At 36.0% G+C, this 14,953-nt stretch carries 13 protein-coding genes; 4 read left to right on the forward strand and 9 right to left on the reverse strand.

The features are described from left to right. Positions 1-4: 4 nt before the first annotated feature. From L2096_RS11200 to tviB, 4 genes are read right to left on the reverse strand one after another with little or no spacing between them, the layout of a single operon-like run. A complete protein-coding gene (locus L2096_RS11200) occupies positions 5-1,105 on the reverse strand; it encodes a glycosyltransferase (protein ID WP_250365425.1) in 1,101 nt (366 codons plus the stop codon). Continuing rightward, positions 1,102-2,397: a lipid II flippase MurJ gene (locus L2096_RS11205; RefSeq protein ID WP_250365426.1), complete on the reverse strand. Its 1,296-nt coding sequence runs from the start codon at positions 2,395-2,397 to the stop codon at positions 1,102-1,104. Before L2096_RS11205 ends, L2096_RS11200 begins: the two co-directional genes overlap by 4 nt. A 5-nt stretch (positions 2,398-2,402) precedes the next feature. After that, complete coding sequence (locus L2096_RS11210) at positions 2,403-3,428, reverse strand: NAD-dependent epimerase/dehydratase family protein (protein ID WP_250365427.1); 1,026 nt, start codon at positions 3,426-3,428, stop codon at positions 2,403-2,405. Positions 3,429-3,458: 30 nt separating this feature from the next. Continuing rightward, complete coding sequence (tviB, locus tag L2096_RS11215) at positions 3,459-4,739, reverse strand: Vi polysaccharide biosynthesis UDP-N-acetylglucosamine C-6 dehydrogenase TviB (protein WP_250365428.1); 1,281 nt, start codon at positions 4,737-4,739, stop codon at positions 3,459-3,461. Positions 4,740-5,015: 276 nt separating this feature from the next. On the opposite strand from tviB, the gene L2096_RS11220 reads away from it, so the two are divergent. Beyond that, a complete protein-coding gene (locus L2096_RS11220; protein ID WP_250365429.1) occupies positions 5,016-5,399 on the forward strand; it encodes a HEAT repeat domain-containing protein in 384 nt (127 codons plus the stop codon). Between the two features lie 160 nt (positions 5,400-5,559). Further along, positions 5,560-6,978 carry a mannose-1-phosphate guanylyltransferase/mannose-6-phosphate isomerase gene (locus tag L2096_RS11225; protein ID WP_250365430.1) on the forward strand — a complete coding sequence of 473 codons (1,419 nt, stop codon included), beginning with the start codon at positions 5,560-5,562 and terminating at the stop codon, positions 6,976-6,978. A 54-nt stretch (positions 6,979-7,032) separates the two neighbouring features. On the opposite strand, the gene L2096_RS11230 is transcribed toward L2096_RS11225, so the two are convergent. Next, positions 7,033-8,178 carry a glycosyltransferase family 4 protein gene (locus L2096_RS11230; protein WP_250365431.1) on the reverse strand — a complete coding sequence of 382 codons (1,146 nt, stop codon included), beginning with the start codon at positions 8,176-8,178 and terminating at the stop codon, positions 7,033-7,035. Positions 8,179-8,308: 130 nt separating this feature from the next. Between L2096_RS11230 and L2096_RS11235 the strand changes: the two genes are divergently transcribed. Further along, positions 8,309-9,316, forward strand: coding sequence for a glycosyltransferase family 4 protein (locus tag L2096_RS11235; protein ID WP_250365432.1), 1,008 nt, complete (start codon positions 8,309-8,311; stop codon positions 9,314-9,316). A 4-nt stretch (positions 9,317-9,320) separates the two neighbouring features. Next, positions 9,321-10,559, forward strand: a complete 1,239-nt coding sequence (locus tag L2096_RS11240; RefSeq protein ID WP_250365433.1) for an O-antigen ligase family protein — start codon at positions 9,321-9,323, stop codon at positions 10,557-10,559. Positions 10,560-10,620: 61 nt separating this feature from the next. Here the strand turns inward: L2096_RS11240 and L2096_RS11245 are convergent, their stop codons facing one another. The 4 genes from L2096_RS11245 to L2096_RS11260 form a co-directional block, all read right to left on the reverse strand. Continuing rightward, complete coding sequence (locus tag L2096_RS11245; protein ID WP_250365434.1) at positions 10,621-11,802, reverse strand: glycosyltransferase; 1,182 nt, start codon at positions 11,800-11,802, stop codon at positions 10,621-10,623. A 4-nt stretch (positions 11,803-11,806) separates the two neighbouring features. Next, positions 11,807-12,586 carry a hypothetical protein gene (locus L2096_RS11250; protein ID WP_250365435.1) on the reverse strand — a complete coding sequence of 260 codons (780 nt, stop codon included), beginning with the start codon at positions 12,584-12,586 and terminating at the stop codon, positions 11,807-11,809. 183 nt (positions 12,587-12,769) lie between these two features. Next, entirely contained in the window at positions 12,770-13,663 is an 894-nt protein-coding gene (locus tag L2096_RS11255) for a glycosyltransferase family 32 protein (RefSeq protein ID WP_250365436.1), read from the reverse strand. Continuing rightward, positions 13,663-14,952, reverse strand: a complete 1,290-nt coding sequence (locus tag L2096_RS11260; protein ID WP_250365437.1) for an oligosaccharide flippase family protein — start codon at positions 14,950-14,952, stop codon at positions 13,663-13,665. Before L2096_RS11260 ends, L2096_RS11255 begins: the two co-directional genes overlap by 1 nt. Position 14,953: the final 1 nt, after the last annotated feature.

Genomic DNA, 14,953 nt, shown 5'->3' on the forward strand with positions numbered 1-14,953 from the left:
GCTCCTAAATCAGGGCCAGATAGGCCTGTGTAATGGCATCCAAGCCATAGACCTGTTCTGGATGTTGAGCCCGATCTGTCTGAATATCACCCTGTAAAACCTTAAACAGTGCATCGCTCAGTGCCGCCTGATCCTGATTGGGTACCAAAACACCGTAGCGCCCCTGCTCCAGAATTTCACGTGGCCCACTCGGACAATCGGTCGACACAATATTGAGCTTTAAAGCCAATGCCTGAATCAGCGCACCGGGTAATCCTTCCCATTTTGAGCTCATCACATACACGTCGGCCTTGGCCATGTATGCAAATGGATTGGCACGAAAGCCCGGCAGTGCCACATATTGTTGAAGCCCTAAAGTATGAATCAGGCTCTCTAACTCAGCGCGCTGCTCACCTTCGCCCAGAATGAAGAGATGTGCCGGCGTGCGCTGGATCAGCTGAGCAAACGCATGCAGCAACAGCGGATAATTTTTGGCTTCGGTTAATCGCCCAGCCGCCACAATCACAGGCATGCTACGCTCGGGCTGGAACCAAGGCTCTTCAACTGCTGCTTGGGCCAGTTGGTATAGCTCCGGCGTAATCACGGGATCGTAAATCACGTGTATTTTCGGCAAGGCAGTACCCAAATACTGCTGCATATCGTCGGCTACGCCCTGCGATACCGGAACCAAAACATCACAGCGCTGATACACCCAGCGCATCGCGCTTTGTAGCAACCACTTTTTTAGGCCAGTACGATGTTTTAAATTCACACTGGCTGTACTGGTTTCGCGGCAAATCAGGCGAGTTGTGATACCCGATAACTGTTTTGCCCAATACACCATAATATTGGTGTGGGTCATGGTGCTAATCAGCGCATCGGGCTGTACCTGCTTGAGCCATGCCACCAATGGCCGCGTCATGTACTTCACCTGACCACAGGCCAAATCGACCAAATGCACAGCAGGAGACAACTCGGCTTTGAGTTTGGATTTTTCGCCTGCAAGATTGACCGCAATGACATAAGTTTCCAGTCCGGCATTGGCAAAACCGTTGGCCAGCAATACCGCGGTACGTTCAGCACCGCCGCCGCCCAAAGTCGGAATGATCAAGGCTACTTTTTTCATTGCGGACGTTTCCTATACAGCACAATGTGCGTGAGTAAATACACAGCCGATACCATATACACCAGCATCAGGGCCCAGCCTAGGCTTTCTATGCCCTTGCCTAAATACACAATCCAGTAGGCACCCGACAAAAAAAACAAGATGAGTGAAATGAGATTGCCGAGCACAAAAATACGCGAAATCCGTAACGATACCACAAGCCTCGACAGCAACACACACGGCACATAAAACGGAATATACAGCAGCAAATACTTTAGAATATAGGCCACCTGTACCGTGCTTTCGGCACTAAAGCGACCACGCTCGAACACCAGCGCGACAATAGGCTCTACAAAAAAATACAGCGGCAACAGCAACAGCGCAAACACCACAAAGCTCAAAGCCGCCAGCTTCAATCCTTCGCGAATTCCGTGGGCAGAGTCTTTTACAATCTGCTCGGCAATATGCGGGAACAACACCGAATTAATGATAATGCCCACCAGCATCAGGCCCGTAGACACCAGTTTGGTGGCATAGTTCAAACTCGCCACCTGCCCATCGCCTAAATAACCCGCCAGATAATTTGAAATGACTGGTAATAAACCCAAAATTGCCGATGAAAACACAATCCAGAAAAAATCTTGTATCAATGGCCGATGCTTATAAAAGAGCGCGCTACGCGGGCGCTGCCACTGAAACGCGATCTGCCGGCGTAAGGTCAGATACTGCCCCGCCAAACGTAGCCCAAAGCCCAAATACCAGCCGCAGGTGAGCAACAGTGCCGCAGGAATCTGCTGAATGCTGAGTAGCACAATGGTGCCCAAAGGAATAAATAGCGAAAATAGATTGTTGATCAGGCTTCGTTTTTCGGCATTTAGAATGCTGTCAAAATAAGAGGTCAGACCTTGTACCACAATCATAGGCGCAAGCAGCAGGCCTATGGTGATGATTTGCTGATTTTTTTCGGGTGTGGCATGCAAAAAAAATGGCTGTAACAACACACTATATGCCACACAAACCCCACTGAGCAGCACTAAAAACAGCAGGTTCAGCCCCATCATTTCGGAGAAAAACAGCGCTTGCGCCTGCTCAGCCTTGGCCTGCAAATAGGCAGGCATAATGGTGGCATTGATGGATGAGCCGTATAAACTGACCAGATACAGCGGAACGCTTAAGGCCAGATAAAACACGTCAATCTGACTGGATACCCCAAAGTGATAGGCCACCAGCATTTCTTTGACAAAGCCTAATGCACTAACAGCCAGGCCAATTAAGAGTACCAGTGCAGACGACGACAGAAGCTTTTTATACATTGAAATCAGGTTAAATCCTGCACATACCACTGCATGGCCTGTTCAATACCCTGTGCAAATTTATGTGTCGGTACATAACCCAGTAAGTGACTAATTTTGGAGATATCCGCTTGAGAGTGTCTTACATCTCCTGCACGGAACTCTCGATGTACCGCATCTTTTGCGTATTGCACCTGATTATTCGCAAGTGCATTACGAATTGCCTCAAACAACTGATTGAGCGTGGTACGGTCACCGACTGCCACGTTGTACACCTGATTCTTGGCCGCTTCTGATGAGGTGGTTGCAGCCAACAGATTGGCTTGTACCGTATTTTCAATAAAGCAGAAATCGCGACTGGTTTCGCCATCACCGTTGATAAACACATCTTGGCCCTGAATCATGGCTGCAGTCCATTTTGGAATAACCGCCGCATAGGCACCATTTGGATCTTGGCGCTGACCAAAGACGTTAAAATAACGCAGGCCGATACACTCAAAGCCATAACTACGTGCAAAGACATCGGCATAGATTTCATTAACATACTTGGTAACCGCATAGGGTGAAAGCGGCTTGCCAATATTGTCTTCAACTTTAGGTAATGCGGGGTGATCACCATAGGTAGAGCTACTGGCAGCATAGGTAAAGCTTTTCACCTGCGCATCTCGAGCCGCGACCAACATATTTAAAAAGCCGCCAATATTGACACTATTGGTGGTAATCGGGTCGTCTAATGAACGTGGTACAGAACCGAGTGCAGCCTGATGCAACACATAATCGACGCCCGCACATGCCGCATGACAAGTGTGTAGATCGCAAATATCGCCTTCCATAAAACGAAAATTGGCCCATTGTTCAGCGCTGACCAAGCCTTGAACTTCATCTAAATTGTGCTGATGCCCTGTGGCAAAGTTATCTAGCCCCACCACACGCTGGTTTAATTTCAGCAAGGTTTCGAGCAGATTTGAACCAATAAAACCTGCAACCCCTGTTATCAACCATGTGCTAGGTGTCGCTTTGAGCGACGTACACAGATCTTGATAAGCCGTCATGATGATCTCTCCACTTAACCGCACTACAACTTACAAACGGATATCCGACTGGGCGTGTTCCAGTACATATTTTAAATCGTAGACCACATGATTGGCGCGTCCTAATGCATGAATTGCTTCACTACCCATCGCTTTAAACTGATCATGAGCAACCGCTAAAATAATGGCATCGTAACGACCTTGCTCAGGCTGGGCCACCAGATCAATCGCGTATTCATGACGCGTTTCTTCAGCATCTGCCCACGGGTCGTAAATATCGACCTGCATATTGAAGTCTTTTAGCTCTGTCATGATATCGACAATTTTGGTATTACGAATATCGGGACAGTTTTCTTTAAAGGTCAGGCCCAAAATCAGTACCTTGGCATCTTCAATCTGGATGCGCTTTTTATTCATGGTTTTGATGAGCTGATTGGCCACATACATGCTCATGTTGTCGTTTAAACGACGGCCTGCCAGTATAATTTCAGGGTGATACCCAATGGCCTGTGCCTTGTGGGTCAGGTAATACGGATCGACCCCGATACAGTGGCCCCCAACCAAGCCCGGACGAAACGGTAAAAAGTTCCATTTGGTGCCCGCAGCTTTGAGTACTGCTTCGGTGTCGATGCCCATTTTATTAAAAATAATCGCCAATTCATTAATCAGGGCAATATTGACATCACGCTGGGTGTTTTCAATGACCTTGGCTGCTTCGGCCACCTTAATGCTTGGTGCCTTATGGGTGCCAGCTTCAATAATCAATTGATACACTGCATCGACATAATCTGCAATTTCAGGGGTAGAACCCGCCGTGATTTTTAAAATATTGGTCACACGGTGCGCTTTATCGCCAGGATTGATACGCTCGGGGCTATAACCCGCAAAAAAATCCTGATTAAAGCTTAAACCCGACACTTGCTCTAAAATCGGCACGCAGACATCTTCGGTTGCGCCTGGAAATACCGTCGACTCATATACCACCACATCGCCTTTTTTAAGTGCGCGACCAATGGTTTGTGACGCTTTGATGAGCGGTGTAAGATCTGGCTGTTTAAACTGGTCAATCGGAGTGGGTACAGTCACAATAAAGAAATTACAATCTTGCAAATCTGAGACATCGCACGAATAGTGCAAATGCTTGGCCTGTTGCAGCTCGCCTGCACTGACCTCAAGCGTATGGTCTTGCCCCTGCTGTAGCTCGCTGATGCGTTTTTGATAGATATCAAACCCGACGACAGCAACATGCTTGCCAAACTCGACGGCCAGCGGTAAGCCCACATAGCCCAAACCAATGATAGCAATACGAAGATTTTGAAGATCTAGAGGCATGCAAGACGACATAAACGTTGATTATTCTGTGAATAGATGCAGTTATTCTACAACATTCTCCATGCCGGAATGTGTCATTTTTTTCGTTATACTTTTATTAGAGATTTTTAATAATAACAAGAAATATAAAGCAGAGTTTACAATTGCGAAGCAAAGCACTTTTTTGTAAATCTACGTAAATTTAATCACAATTAACATCAAAATATTTTTAAAAATTAATATCTTAACAATGTTGATATATGTAAAATAAAAATCAATAAAGTATAGGATTACTTTATGATTATAGAGGGTTTCGCATTGAAAGCTGAATTTGAGTTTTTGGTAAAATTGACACAGTCCAATTCTCTGGATGTGAGATTAGCTGCAATCGGTGCGATAGCCAAAACCACCCAGCATAAAGCATTTGTAATTAGTACCTTATCTAACATCATCAAATTTGGTAGTGCAAAAGAAAAATGTGCAGCAATTCAGGCACTCGGTGAGCTAGGAAGCCAAGATGCGATACGCATTTTGGTGGATGAAATACAAACCCCAAATAACCACTCTATTAAAAAATTAGCTATAACTGCTTTGGGTGAGGCGATAAAAAATATGGAGGTAAATGAATTACAAGAGGACAAAACAGGCCATGAACAAAAACTAAAATTAAGAGTTATGTAGGTATTACTTGCCTAATCAATTGTAAGATCAAAGTAAGTATTACTTAAGACAAACCACTAAGTGGTACCTCATATTATTAGAATAATAAGATTCCTAAACAGCAATAATTCGTGTATATCTATGCGTGTATTTAGGTACATATATCAATTATAGGTTTAACATGACAACTAAAATCTTACCTGTCATTATGGCAGGTGGTAGCGGCACCCGCCTATGGCCCTTGTCACGCACACAATATCCGAAACAATTTTTAAAACTTTCTCCAGATGGCTACACGTTATTACAAGCCACCCTTTTACGTTTAAAAAATCTTGATTGTGCAGACCCAATTCTGATTTGTAACGAAGAACATCGCTTTTTGGCCGCAGAGCAAATGCGCGAAATTGGCATAACCGCCAAAATTATTTTGGAGCCTGAAGGTAAAAATACAGCGCCCGCGATTACGCTGGCGGCACTGTACCAGACCCAACAAGCAAAAGACTCAGATACCATCATGCTGGTGTTAGCAGCAGATCATGTAATTACTGAGCAAGCGCAATTTGAACACAGTATTATGCAAGCGCTAGAACTTGCAAAACACGACAAACTGGTCACCTTTGGTATTGTGCCTACACATGCCGAAACTGGCTATGGCTATATCGAAAAAGGTAATGCAGCGCTCAATGGTTTTCAGGTACAGCGCTTTGTAGAGAAGCCCGATGCCGCCACAGCCGAGCAGTATTTAGAGAGCAAGAAATTTCTGTGGAACAGCGGCATGTTTATGTTTAAAGCCGATGTTTATTTAAACGAACTGCAAAAGTATGCGCAAGATATCTACAGTTCGTGCGTTGCTTCAATGCAAGACACCAAAGCAGATCTAGATTTTGTCCGGATTGATAAAGAGGCTTTTAAACAGTGCCGTTCTGAATCGATTGACTATGCTGTGATGGAGCAAACCCAAGATGCAGTGGTGGTGCCACTCGATGCCAACTGGAACGATGTCGGCTCTTGGTCTGCGCTTTGGGATATTCAAAATAAAGACGACCAAGGTAATGTGATTCAGGGTGATGTAATTACTGTAAAAAGCCAAAATAACTATGTCTTTAGCGAAAGCCGTTTGGTGAGCTTACTTGGCGTTGACAATCTGGTCGTGATTGAAACCAAAGATGCCATACTGGTTGCAGACAAATCTAAAGTACAAGACATTAAAAAGATTGTTGAAACTATTAAAGAACAAGGCCGTACCGAGCATTTCTGTCACCGTGAAGTATACAGACCATGGGGCAAATACGACAGTATCGACCATGCAGAACGCTATCAGGTAAAAAGAATTACAGTGAAACCTGGCCAGAAACTTTCGATCCAGATGCACCATCATCGCTCTGAACATTGGATTGTGGTGAATGGCACCGCTAAAATTCATAAAGGAAAAGAGTCATTTCTACTCACAGAAAATCAGTCGACTTATATTCCTTTAGGCGAGATTCACGCGCTTGAAAATCCAGGTAAAGTTCAGCTAGAACTAATTGAAGTGCAATCGGGTTCTTATTTGGGCGAAGACGATATTGTAAGATTTGAAGATCTTTACGGTCGTTGTTAAACAACAGTTAACCTATTCAAGCCGCGCGAAATGCTCGGCTTGAATAATTTTAAACTATTGCATCGATTCTTTTTTGGCAACCCATTTCTGCTGAACATACTGCTCAATTTCAGTGTGAAAGCGCTGATTGGAAAACTTTAAAGCCTGATTACGGCAGTTTTCTGGCAAAAATAAATCACAATTCCGCTCAAAATCTTCAACTGCCGTAATCACACTTGAGACTTCCTGCTTATCAAAAAAAGCGCCCGTTGGATTTGCAGAGTGAATCGAATTGATGGTTTCTAATGCCCCACCTTTACCAAAAGCAATCACGGGTGTGCCGCATGCTTGAGACTCAACAGGTGTAATACCAAAATCTTCTTCCGCTGCAAATACAAAGGCTTTAGCGCGCTGCATATGATCTTGCATCACGCTGTTCGGTTGATACCCTAAAATTTCGATATTAGATGTCGCTTTAGACTTGATTTTTTGCATATCTGGGCCATCCCCAATCACGACCAATTTTTTATTGGGCATATGAGAAAAAGCTTCAACAATTAGATCAATTTTCTTATAAGGCACCATACGTGAAGCGGTAAAGTAAAAATCATCTTTGTTTTCACGTAGTGTAAAGCGATCTGTATCTACAGGTGGATAAACCACATCTGCATCGCGGCCATATACCTTATGAATACGACGCGCAATAAATTTAGAGTTTGCAACAAAGTGATCTACCCCATTGGCGGTGCGGTAGTCCCACATCCGAATTTTGTGTAATAACCAACGTACAATAATGGCTTTTATGCCCTTTGTGAGCCCCAACTCACGTAAATACTGATGCTGTAAGTCCCATGCATAGCGTATAGGCGAGTGAACATAGCTAATGTGCAGTTGGTCTGGCCCCGTAAGCACACCTTTGGCTACTGCATGGCTACTCGATAAAATCACATCGTAGGCAGAGACATCTAACTGCTCAATGGCTAAAGGCATAAATGGAAGATAATTGCGGTATTTTGTTTCAGCTTTAGGAAATTTTTGAATAAATGTTGTTTGGGCGTGTTTACCTAAAAAATGCTGTCGACTTTCATCGCTTAAAAAATCAATCACAGCAAATAGGTCTGATTTTGGGAAAACTTTTAATATTTCAGTCATTACGCGCTCAGCACCCGCATAGGTGACAAGCCAATCTGCAACTAAAGCTGTTTTTGGTTCTGTTATCATAGGAAGCTCTTACTCATCCATAATTTTGCAAAAAAATTGAATTTTTGAAGTTAGCAAGTATATACCATTTATATTCCGATAGGATTTCATTATAATTCGAGGTAATTAAAATCTCGTTTAATAAAATTGTATGTTAAATCAACAAAATAAAGTAATTTTCGATACACGTTGGTTTGGAGAGCATGGTATCGGGCGTTTTGCGACAGAAGTTTATGACGAAGATTTCTTTCAGCCAATAAAATTAAAAGGCAACCCTGTATCAATTTTTGATGTTATTAAGCTTACTATATATTTGTTTTTTAATAAAAACTTCTTTTTTTCACCAGGTTTTAATGCTCCTTTTTTCTTTTTACATCGAACAGCAATTACTATCCATGACCTCAACCACATAGATGTAGATGCCAATACATCCTTTTTAAAGAAACTCTATTACAACATTGTTCTTAAACGGGCATGTAGAAAAGCGGCACTAATATTTACCGTCTCTGAGTTTTCAAAAGGCAGAATTGTAGACTGGTCGGGTATCAATCCAGATAAGGTGAAAGTAGTATATAACGGTGTATCGAGTGCTTTTCATAAAGATGTGCAGCCCTACCTACCGGGTTTTCCGTATATTTTTATAGTGGGTAATCGAAAGCTACATAAAAATGAAGACCGAGCTTTAAGAGCTTTTGCACAGGCAGATATAGATAAAAATATCCATGTTTTATTTTCGGGTAAACCTTCTGATCAATTAGTAAGTACAGCGAAAGAGCTTCAAATTGAAGATCGAGTTAAGTTTCTCGGGCGATTAAGTGAAGATGAGCTGGCATCTACCTACAAAGGCTCACTCTGCCTACTTTTTCCATCACTTTATGAAGGTTTTGGGCTTCCTGTAATTGAAGCGATGGCATGTGGAACACCTGTAATTACCTCAAATACGACCTCGCTTGTAGAAATTGCTAACAATAGTTGTGAACTAGTAGACCCAACAAAAATTGATGAAATGACTCACAAAGTTGAATTGGTTATTAATGAATTAAATAAAAAAAACTTTACTAGTCAAGGATTTAAAAACATAAAAAAATTCAATTGGGAGCAGTCTAAAGCTGAAATTAAGAAAAATTTGAATAATTTAGAAGCTAAAAAGGTTTATTAAATTGATGTTAAATCCCCAAATAAACTTAAATAAATTAATGCTGATATTTTTTTGTATATATATCTTAATTGGAAATACAACAAGATTCTCAGCTCAAATAAACTTTTATGAAATATTTTTAATATTTATTTTCAGTTTACATATCATAAGAAAAAATATTCATATTAAAAGTTTCTTAGTTATCTTAACATTAATATTATTAATATTGATTTCTTTAACAATTGGAATAATAAAAACACCTGATAATATTGAAGGTGTATTTTATTCTTTTAGACTAATGCTAATGCTAGTCGCAACATTCAGCATTGGATATACACTAAAAGACTACGAAAAAATTGTTAACTTTAAATATATTGTTAACACATATATTAATGTATATATAATATTATCAATTATTTCAATCTTAATATTAATTGCTTTTCCTGAGTCAACAGAATTATGGGGTTTTCTATCATCAATTGGTATATATTTCAATGGTGATCCACATATCAATAGAATCGTATCAACATACTTCGATCCAAATTTTTTTGGAAATATATTATTATTTCCATTTTTACTATGTTTAATAAATTTCCAAATAGATTCTAATAAGACCAATTTAATAAAATTAAGCTTATTGTTATTTGTTTTAGTATTTACTTTTTCAAGATCGGCAATTGCTTCAATACTTGTACTATTCGGTTTCTACTATTTATATGAGTTATATAATGTTATAAAAAAAAGAAAGTTATCAAAGAACTTCTTTTATTTGAGTCTTTCGATTTTAATAGTCAGCCCAATAATACTGTCGTCCTCATATATAAACCAAAGAATCATTGAGAGATTTTCATCAACAACTTCAACAGATGACTCAACTTTAGCACGTTTAGACTCTTTTAGAGTTGGAAATGAAATCTTTATGAATAATCCATTACTAGGTTCAGGATATGGATTTACACAGCAAGAGCAAGTTCTGTTAAGAGGAAATATAGGTTCTGGAATAGATTCTAGTATTCAAAATATCTTAATTAGTTTTGGGATAATTGGTTCTCTTATTATATTATTTATTTTATTATTTTATATTTTTGAAATATTGAAAAAATATAAGAATAAAATAGATTACGAAAAAAAAATAGCTTACTTTTTTATTATATATTTTTTGTGGTCTATCTTCTTTCTATCAAATTTTAACCAACTAATTTTTTATCCATTTTGGTTACTACCAACGCTAGGTTTTGGAATTTTTCTGGTTATAAGAAAGTAGCTATAATACGTCAACGTATAATGTATATAAAATATACGTTGACTTGGTTTTTTAAATTTTATCATTTAAGCTTAAAATAATTTGTTTGATCATTTTTAAGCTCTTGATTTAAATTAAATAATTTTTTTGATTGATCAGAAAGCAAATGGTCATCATTAAAAAAATTCAAAAAGTCTTTTACAAATTTTTCAGAATTATTTCTATCCGAAGTTTTTATTATTTGATCAAAGTGTTGTAAACCTAACATAGATTCAGGTGTTGAAAAAATAGGGAGGCAGTATGATGCTGCTTCTAAAACCTTAATCTTAATACCTGAGCCCAAAACAACAGGTGAGAGAAAAACACGACTAGAAAGAAAATATTTAATTAGTGTTTCATCATCAACCCTACCTAAAAAATTTAAATTTTTAGGAATATCGCTATGAAGATTTAAACTCTCACTGGATAGGCCACAAATATTAATAATAATTGAAGGATCGAGTTTGATTAAAATTGGAGCAAAAATATTAATTAACCATAATGTCGCTTCCTTATTAGGATAATGAGCAGATGAGCCAAGAAAAAGAACACTTCTATCAGTTACATTAGCAAGACTCCAAGTTTTCTGTTTTAATTTAATAAATTCAGGATATACAATAGACTTATCCTTATAAGTCAAAAATTGACTATAATCATGTGATGATATAAAAATATTTTTTTTTGATCTTTTTAATAAAACACTTTCAAAAAATTTTATTTTCATATAATTTAATATATTAAAAAATAAATTTATTTTTTTATCAAAAAACACTTTCTGATAATGAAAATCTGATTCATTATTATGGGCTATATATATTATATTCAAGTCTTTTAATTCGTAAAGATTTGAAAAAGCATCAAAGTGATCTAATATAACAACAATATCGCTATTTGAACGATAAGTACTCTCTATCTCAGAGATAACTTTCTTTGAATAAACAACATCCATACTTCTTGGAAATTTTGAAAATAAGTTACGAAATATAGCAACCAAACTTGTCGATAAGTTTTTAACTGGTGGAATATCTCTCTGAAATATTTTTACTGTCACATTTTCTGGAACATCATTTTTATTAAACTGATCAGAATCATATTCCACATCAATAAAAAATGCATAAATTTGATCATATTCCTGACTTATTTTCATTAAATGATTGTAACTTGCAAGACGACCTCCTGATTTTCCATTATATGGTATACATCCAGAAATATAGATAGCTTTCATACAATTATCTCCCAAATAGTTTCTTTAAAAAATTTATTACCTTAGGAATAAAAAAGGAATTAATATCAACAACCTTACCGCCATTATATAAAACATTAGCTGTTAATTTTTTTTCGTTTAAAATAGATTTTAGTTTATTTTCTTTCACGCTTAATGGAGCATGCCTAGATTTATACCAACCTTTGGACGGGTCTAGTGGAAATAACCAATTATTTAAATGCTGTGCTAAATTTAGATCAAAATCAGGATTAAATTGAACTCCGGTTTCAGTCACATAAGAATAAAATTCCGATTCAGCACCAGTTACATTATCAAATCTTAAATTATAATTATCTAACAAATCTGAAGAAATAATAAATAGATAGGTACTAATCCAACCATCAATTTCGATATCACTTATACGAAAACTTTCTGAAATTTTATTCTTTTCACCACACAAACCAGATAGCTTTGATTGAATAAAATTATTAAATGCATGTGAAAATTTATATTTTTGATAAATTCCCCATTTTCTATGCTGACAAAAAGTATCATTAGCAAAAATAATATAATCATTTTTAAATACATATTTTTTTCTTATAAAGCTTACTGCACTATCCCACCCTGAAAACTCTAAACCATCATTATTTCCCAAAATATCAAACTTAAATAGTAAATCAGGATTGTTGTTAACTATAATTATCTTATAATCATCGACTTCTAAACTTTTTACCAATTTCTCAAACTCAGAAAGAGTTTTTTTATAATACTCTTTTGAATACACTAACAATACACAATAAATCATATCGATATCCTCCGTAAAAATATAACGATATATAATATACAATCAATAAAGATATAACAATATAATCAAAGAATCTTTAGCTTCAATTCTCAGATAATCAAAATATATTTATTTTTAATTTATATTTCAACAAATATACTTTATCAAAGATAAATTTAAACCAACATCAATTAAAAAATAATTCTACTTAAATAGAATTGATTTTTTTTTATAAACTTTATATTTCAATAAAAATTCTATTAATTTTCTAGAATTTGATGTAAATTTTAATAATGGTGGAATATAGATATCATCTTTATCTTTTAAAAGAATATTAAATGCTATACCGTAGCCATTCCAAAAGTGTTTATAATTATAATAATGACCAGTAACACCTGATGACACATATAAAATATTATACTTCTCTCTATTAAGACATACAATCGCAGATATATAACATAAAAGGTAATCTGGAACTGTAAGATTTTGAATCATTTCTTTATTATTTTTTACATTATCATAATATTTTACTGGATTTTCACTAGTAATACACTTTTTAAATTCATCACGCCATGCATTAATAAATCTACTATTTCTTCTACTTATTATAAACCAATTTTCTGAAATTGGATTTTTTATATTCGATGTACATTCATCTGAATAAAACATAAAAGCATCATGATATTCTATTTTTTTTAAAATCCAGTCTATATTTCTAGTTAGAAAAACAGTTGCATCCATCCATATACCACCATATTTGGACAATAACTCAAGTCTAATTAAGTCTGCTTTTTGTGCCAATAGTATTTTTTGAGACAATTGTGGTAAATCAATATATTGATTTACTGTTACATTATTCAACAAAATCACTTCAAATCCTTTGCAATGTTTAATTATACTTTTCATGCAAATTTTTACTAACGTTGGAATATTTTCATCTTCCCAGTATAACCATATAATTTTAGGAATCTCTTCTATAGAGTCTAATTTTCTAATATCTCTATTTATTTCAATAAAATTTATAGCTGGATCAAAATCTTTTCTATAAAATAAAGCATGATACAAACCAATAATAAATCTATAAAATTTATTCAACATTACTTACCCAATATATATTTCAATGAAAGCTTAATAGATTCAATTTTAAAATCAGACATACTCAATATATAAACATTATGTCTTCTTAAAATAAAAATCTGATAAAATGTTATTAATATCTCACTTAATGTCCATATCAAAGCAATTGTTACAGCCCCACCAAAAGGAAGAATAATCAAGCTTGCTGAAACACTAAGTATTGAAACAATCAATTGAATTTTTACAAAATCTTTGTCTAATCCAATATTTAACATTACTTGACCACCTATCAAGATACCATAAAATACAGCAGCTAGACCAAAAGATAAAATTACAAGAATTTTATAAGAATCTAAAAACTCAATACCAAATAATATTAATATTAAAAAATAACCTGTGAAAATCAGCCCACATAACACTATAAGAGTAATGATATTAAAGATAGGAAGAATTTTTTTTACAGCCTCAACTCCAATTATTTGGCTTTCTCCGAATTTTCTGGCCAAAATAGGAAATACAACTTGGTAAATTGGCATTGCTACTACATTTTTTGCCAGCTCTATAATTTTTTGTGCTGCTCCATAATAACCTACTTCGACTTTGGTCGATAATGCACCCAAAATAACTATGCCAGTCGTTGTATATAGATTAGTTACAATACTAGAAAGAAAAAGATACTTATCCTCTATTAAGTATTTAACCACCTCTTTAAACTTGACAAATTTTAAATAAATATTGAATTTCTTACAAATATAGTAAAATCCAATAATTGCAATAACTAAATTTGAAAAATTCAACAAGATTGCATATTTTATAACATCATCTTTAGATTTTATTAAAATTACGACTCCAATTGTCACAGCCAATTTAGCAACAAAATTAAAAATCGCAATTTGCTTAAACATATTTTTAGCTTGTAGAAACCACATATTAGTAAATATTGGAACTAAACAAGATAAAAAGAAAATACCAAGCAATAGATAATTTTCTCTTAAATCATTAATAAAATATAATGAGATAGAAAATACAATAATACTAACTAAAAACAAATAACATCTTGCTGTTAAGATTGTATTAAACACCTTAACCGGATTAAGCTCATCTTTGGAAATTCTTCTTACACCTGTAAAATTAAAAGAATAATCAATTAATAATACAAAATATGCTGTAATTGCCGTAATATAGGTTATTAAACCTAAATTTTCAGGGCCAAATGCTCTGGCAAGAATAGGAATATTTATTAATGGTAAAAGATAATTTGCTACTTGAACCATTAGCATATAAGACAAGTTTTTTATATTATTGTTCATT

Source organism: Acinetobacter sp. ACZLY 512, assembly GCF_023614015.1.
GTDB lineage: Bacteria > Pseudomonadota > Gammaproteobacteria > Pseudomonadales > Moraxellaceae > Acinetobacter > Acinetobacter soli.

What these genes read in the sequence shown, in the direction of transcription:
- L2096_RS11230 (WP_250365431.1), bottom strand. Translation starts at nt 8,178, where the DNA reads ATGATAACAGAACCAAAAACAGCTTTAGTTGCAGATTGGCTTGTCACC.
- L2096_RS11260 (WP_250365437.1), bottom strand. Translation starts at nt 14,952, where the DNA reads ATGAACAATAATATAAAAAACTTGTCTTATATGCTAATGGTTCAAGTA.
- L2096_RS11250 (WP_250365435.1), bottom strand. Translation starts at nt 12,586, where the DNA reads ATGATTTATTGTGTATTGTTAGTGTATTCAAAAGAGTATTATAAAAAA.
- tviB (WP_250365428.1), bottom strand. Translation starts at nt 4,739, where the DNA reads ATGCCTCTAGATCTTCAAAATCTTCGTATTGCTATCATTGGTTTGGGC.
- L2096_RS11255 (WP_250365436.1), bottom strand. Translation starts at nt 13,663, where the DNA reads ATGTTGAATAAATTTTATAGATTTATTATTGGTTTGTATCATGCTTTA.
- L2096_RS11200 (WP_250365425.1), bottom strand. Translation starts at nt 1,105, where the DNA reads ATGAAAAAAGTAGCCTTGATCATTCCGACTTTGGGCGGCGGCGGTGCT.
- L2096_RS11220 (WP_250365429.1), top strand. Translation starts at nt 5,016, where the DNA reads ATGATTATAGAGGGTTTCGCATTGAAAGCTGAATTTGAGTTTTTGGTA.
- L2096_RS11240 (WP_250365433.1), top strand. Translation starts at nt 9,321, where the DNA reads ATGTTAAATCCCCAAATAAACTTAAATAAATTAATGCTGATATTTTTT.
- L2096_RS11205 (WP_250365426.1), bottom strand. Translation starts at nt 2,397, where the DNA reads ATGTATAAAAAGCTTCTGTCGTCGTCTGCACTGGTACTCTTAATTGGC.
- L2096_RS11245 (WP_250365434.1), bottom strand. Translation starts at nt 11,802, where the DNA reads ATGAAAGCTATCTATATTTCTGGATGTATACCATATAATGGAAAATCA.
- L2096_RS11235 (WP_250365432.1), top strand. Translation starts at nt 8,309, where the DNA reads ATGTTAAATCAACAAAATAAAGTAATTTTCGATACACGTTGGTTTGGA.
- L2096_RS11225 (WP_250365430.1), top strand. Translation starts at nt 5,560, where the DNA reads ATGACAACTAAAATCTTACCTGTCATTATGGCAGGTGGTAGCGGCACC.
- L2096_RS11210 (WP_250365427.1), bottom strand. Translation starts at nt 3,428, where the DNA reads ATGACGGCTTATCAAGATCTGTGTACGTCGCTCAAAGCGACACCTAGC.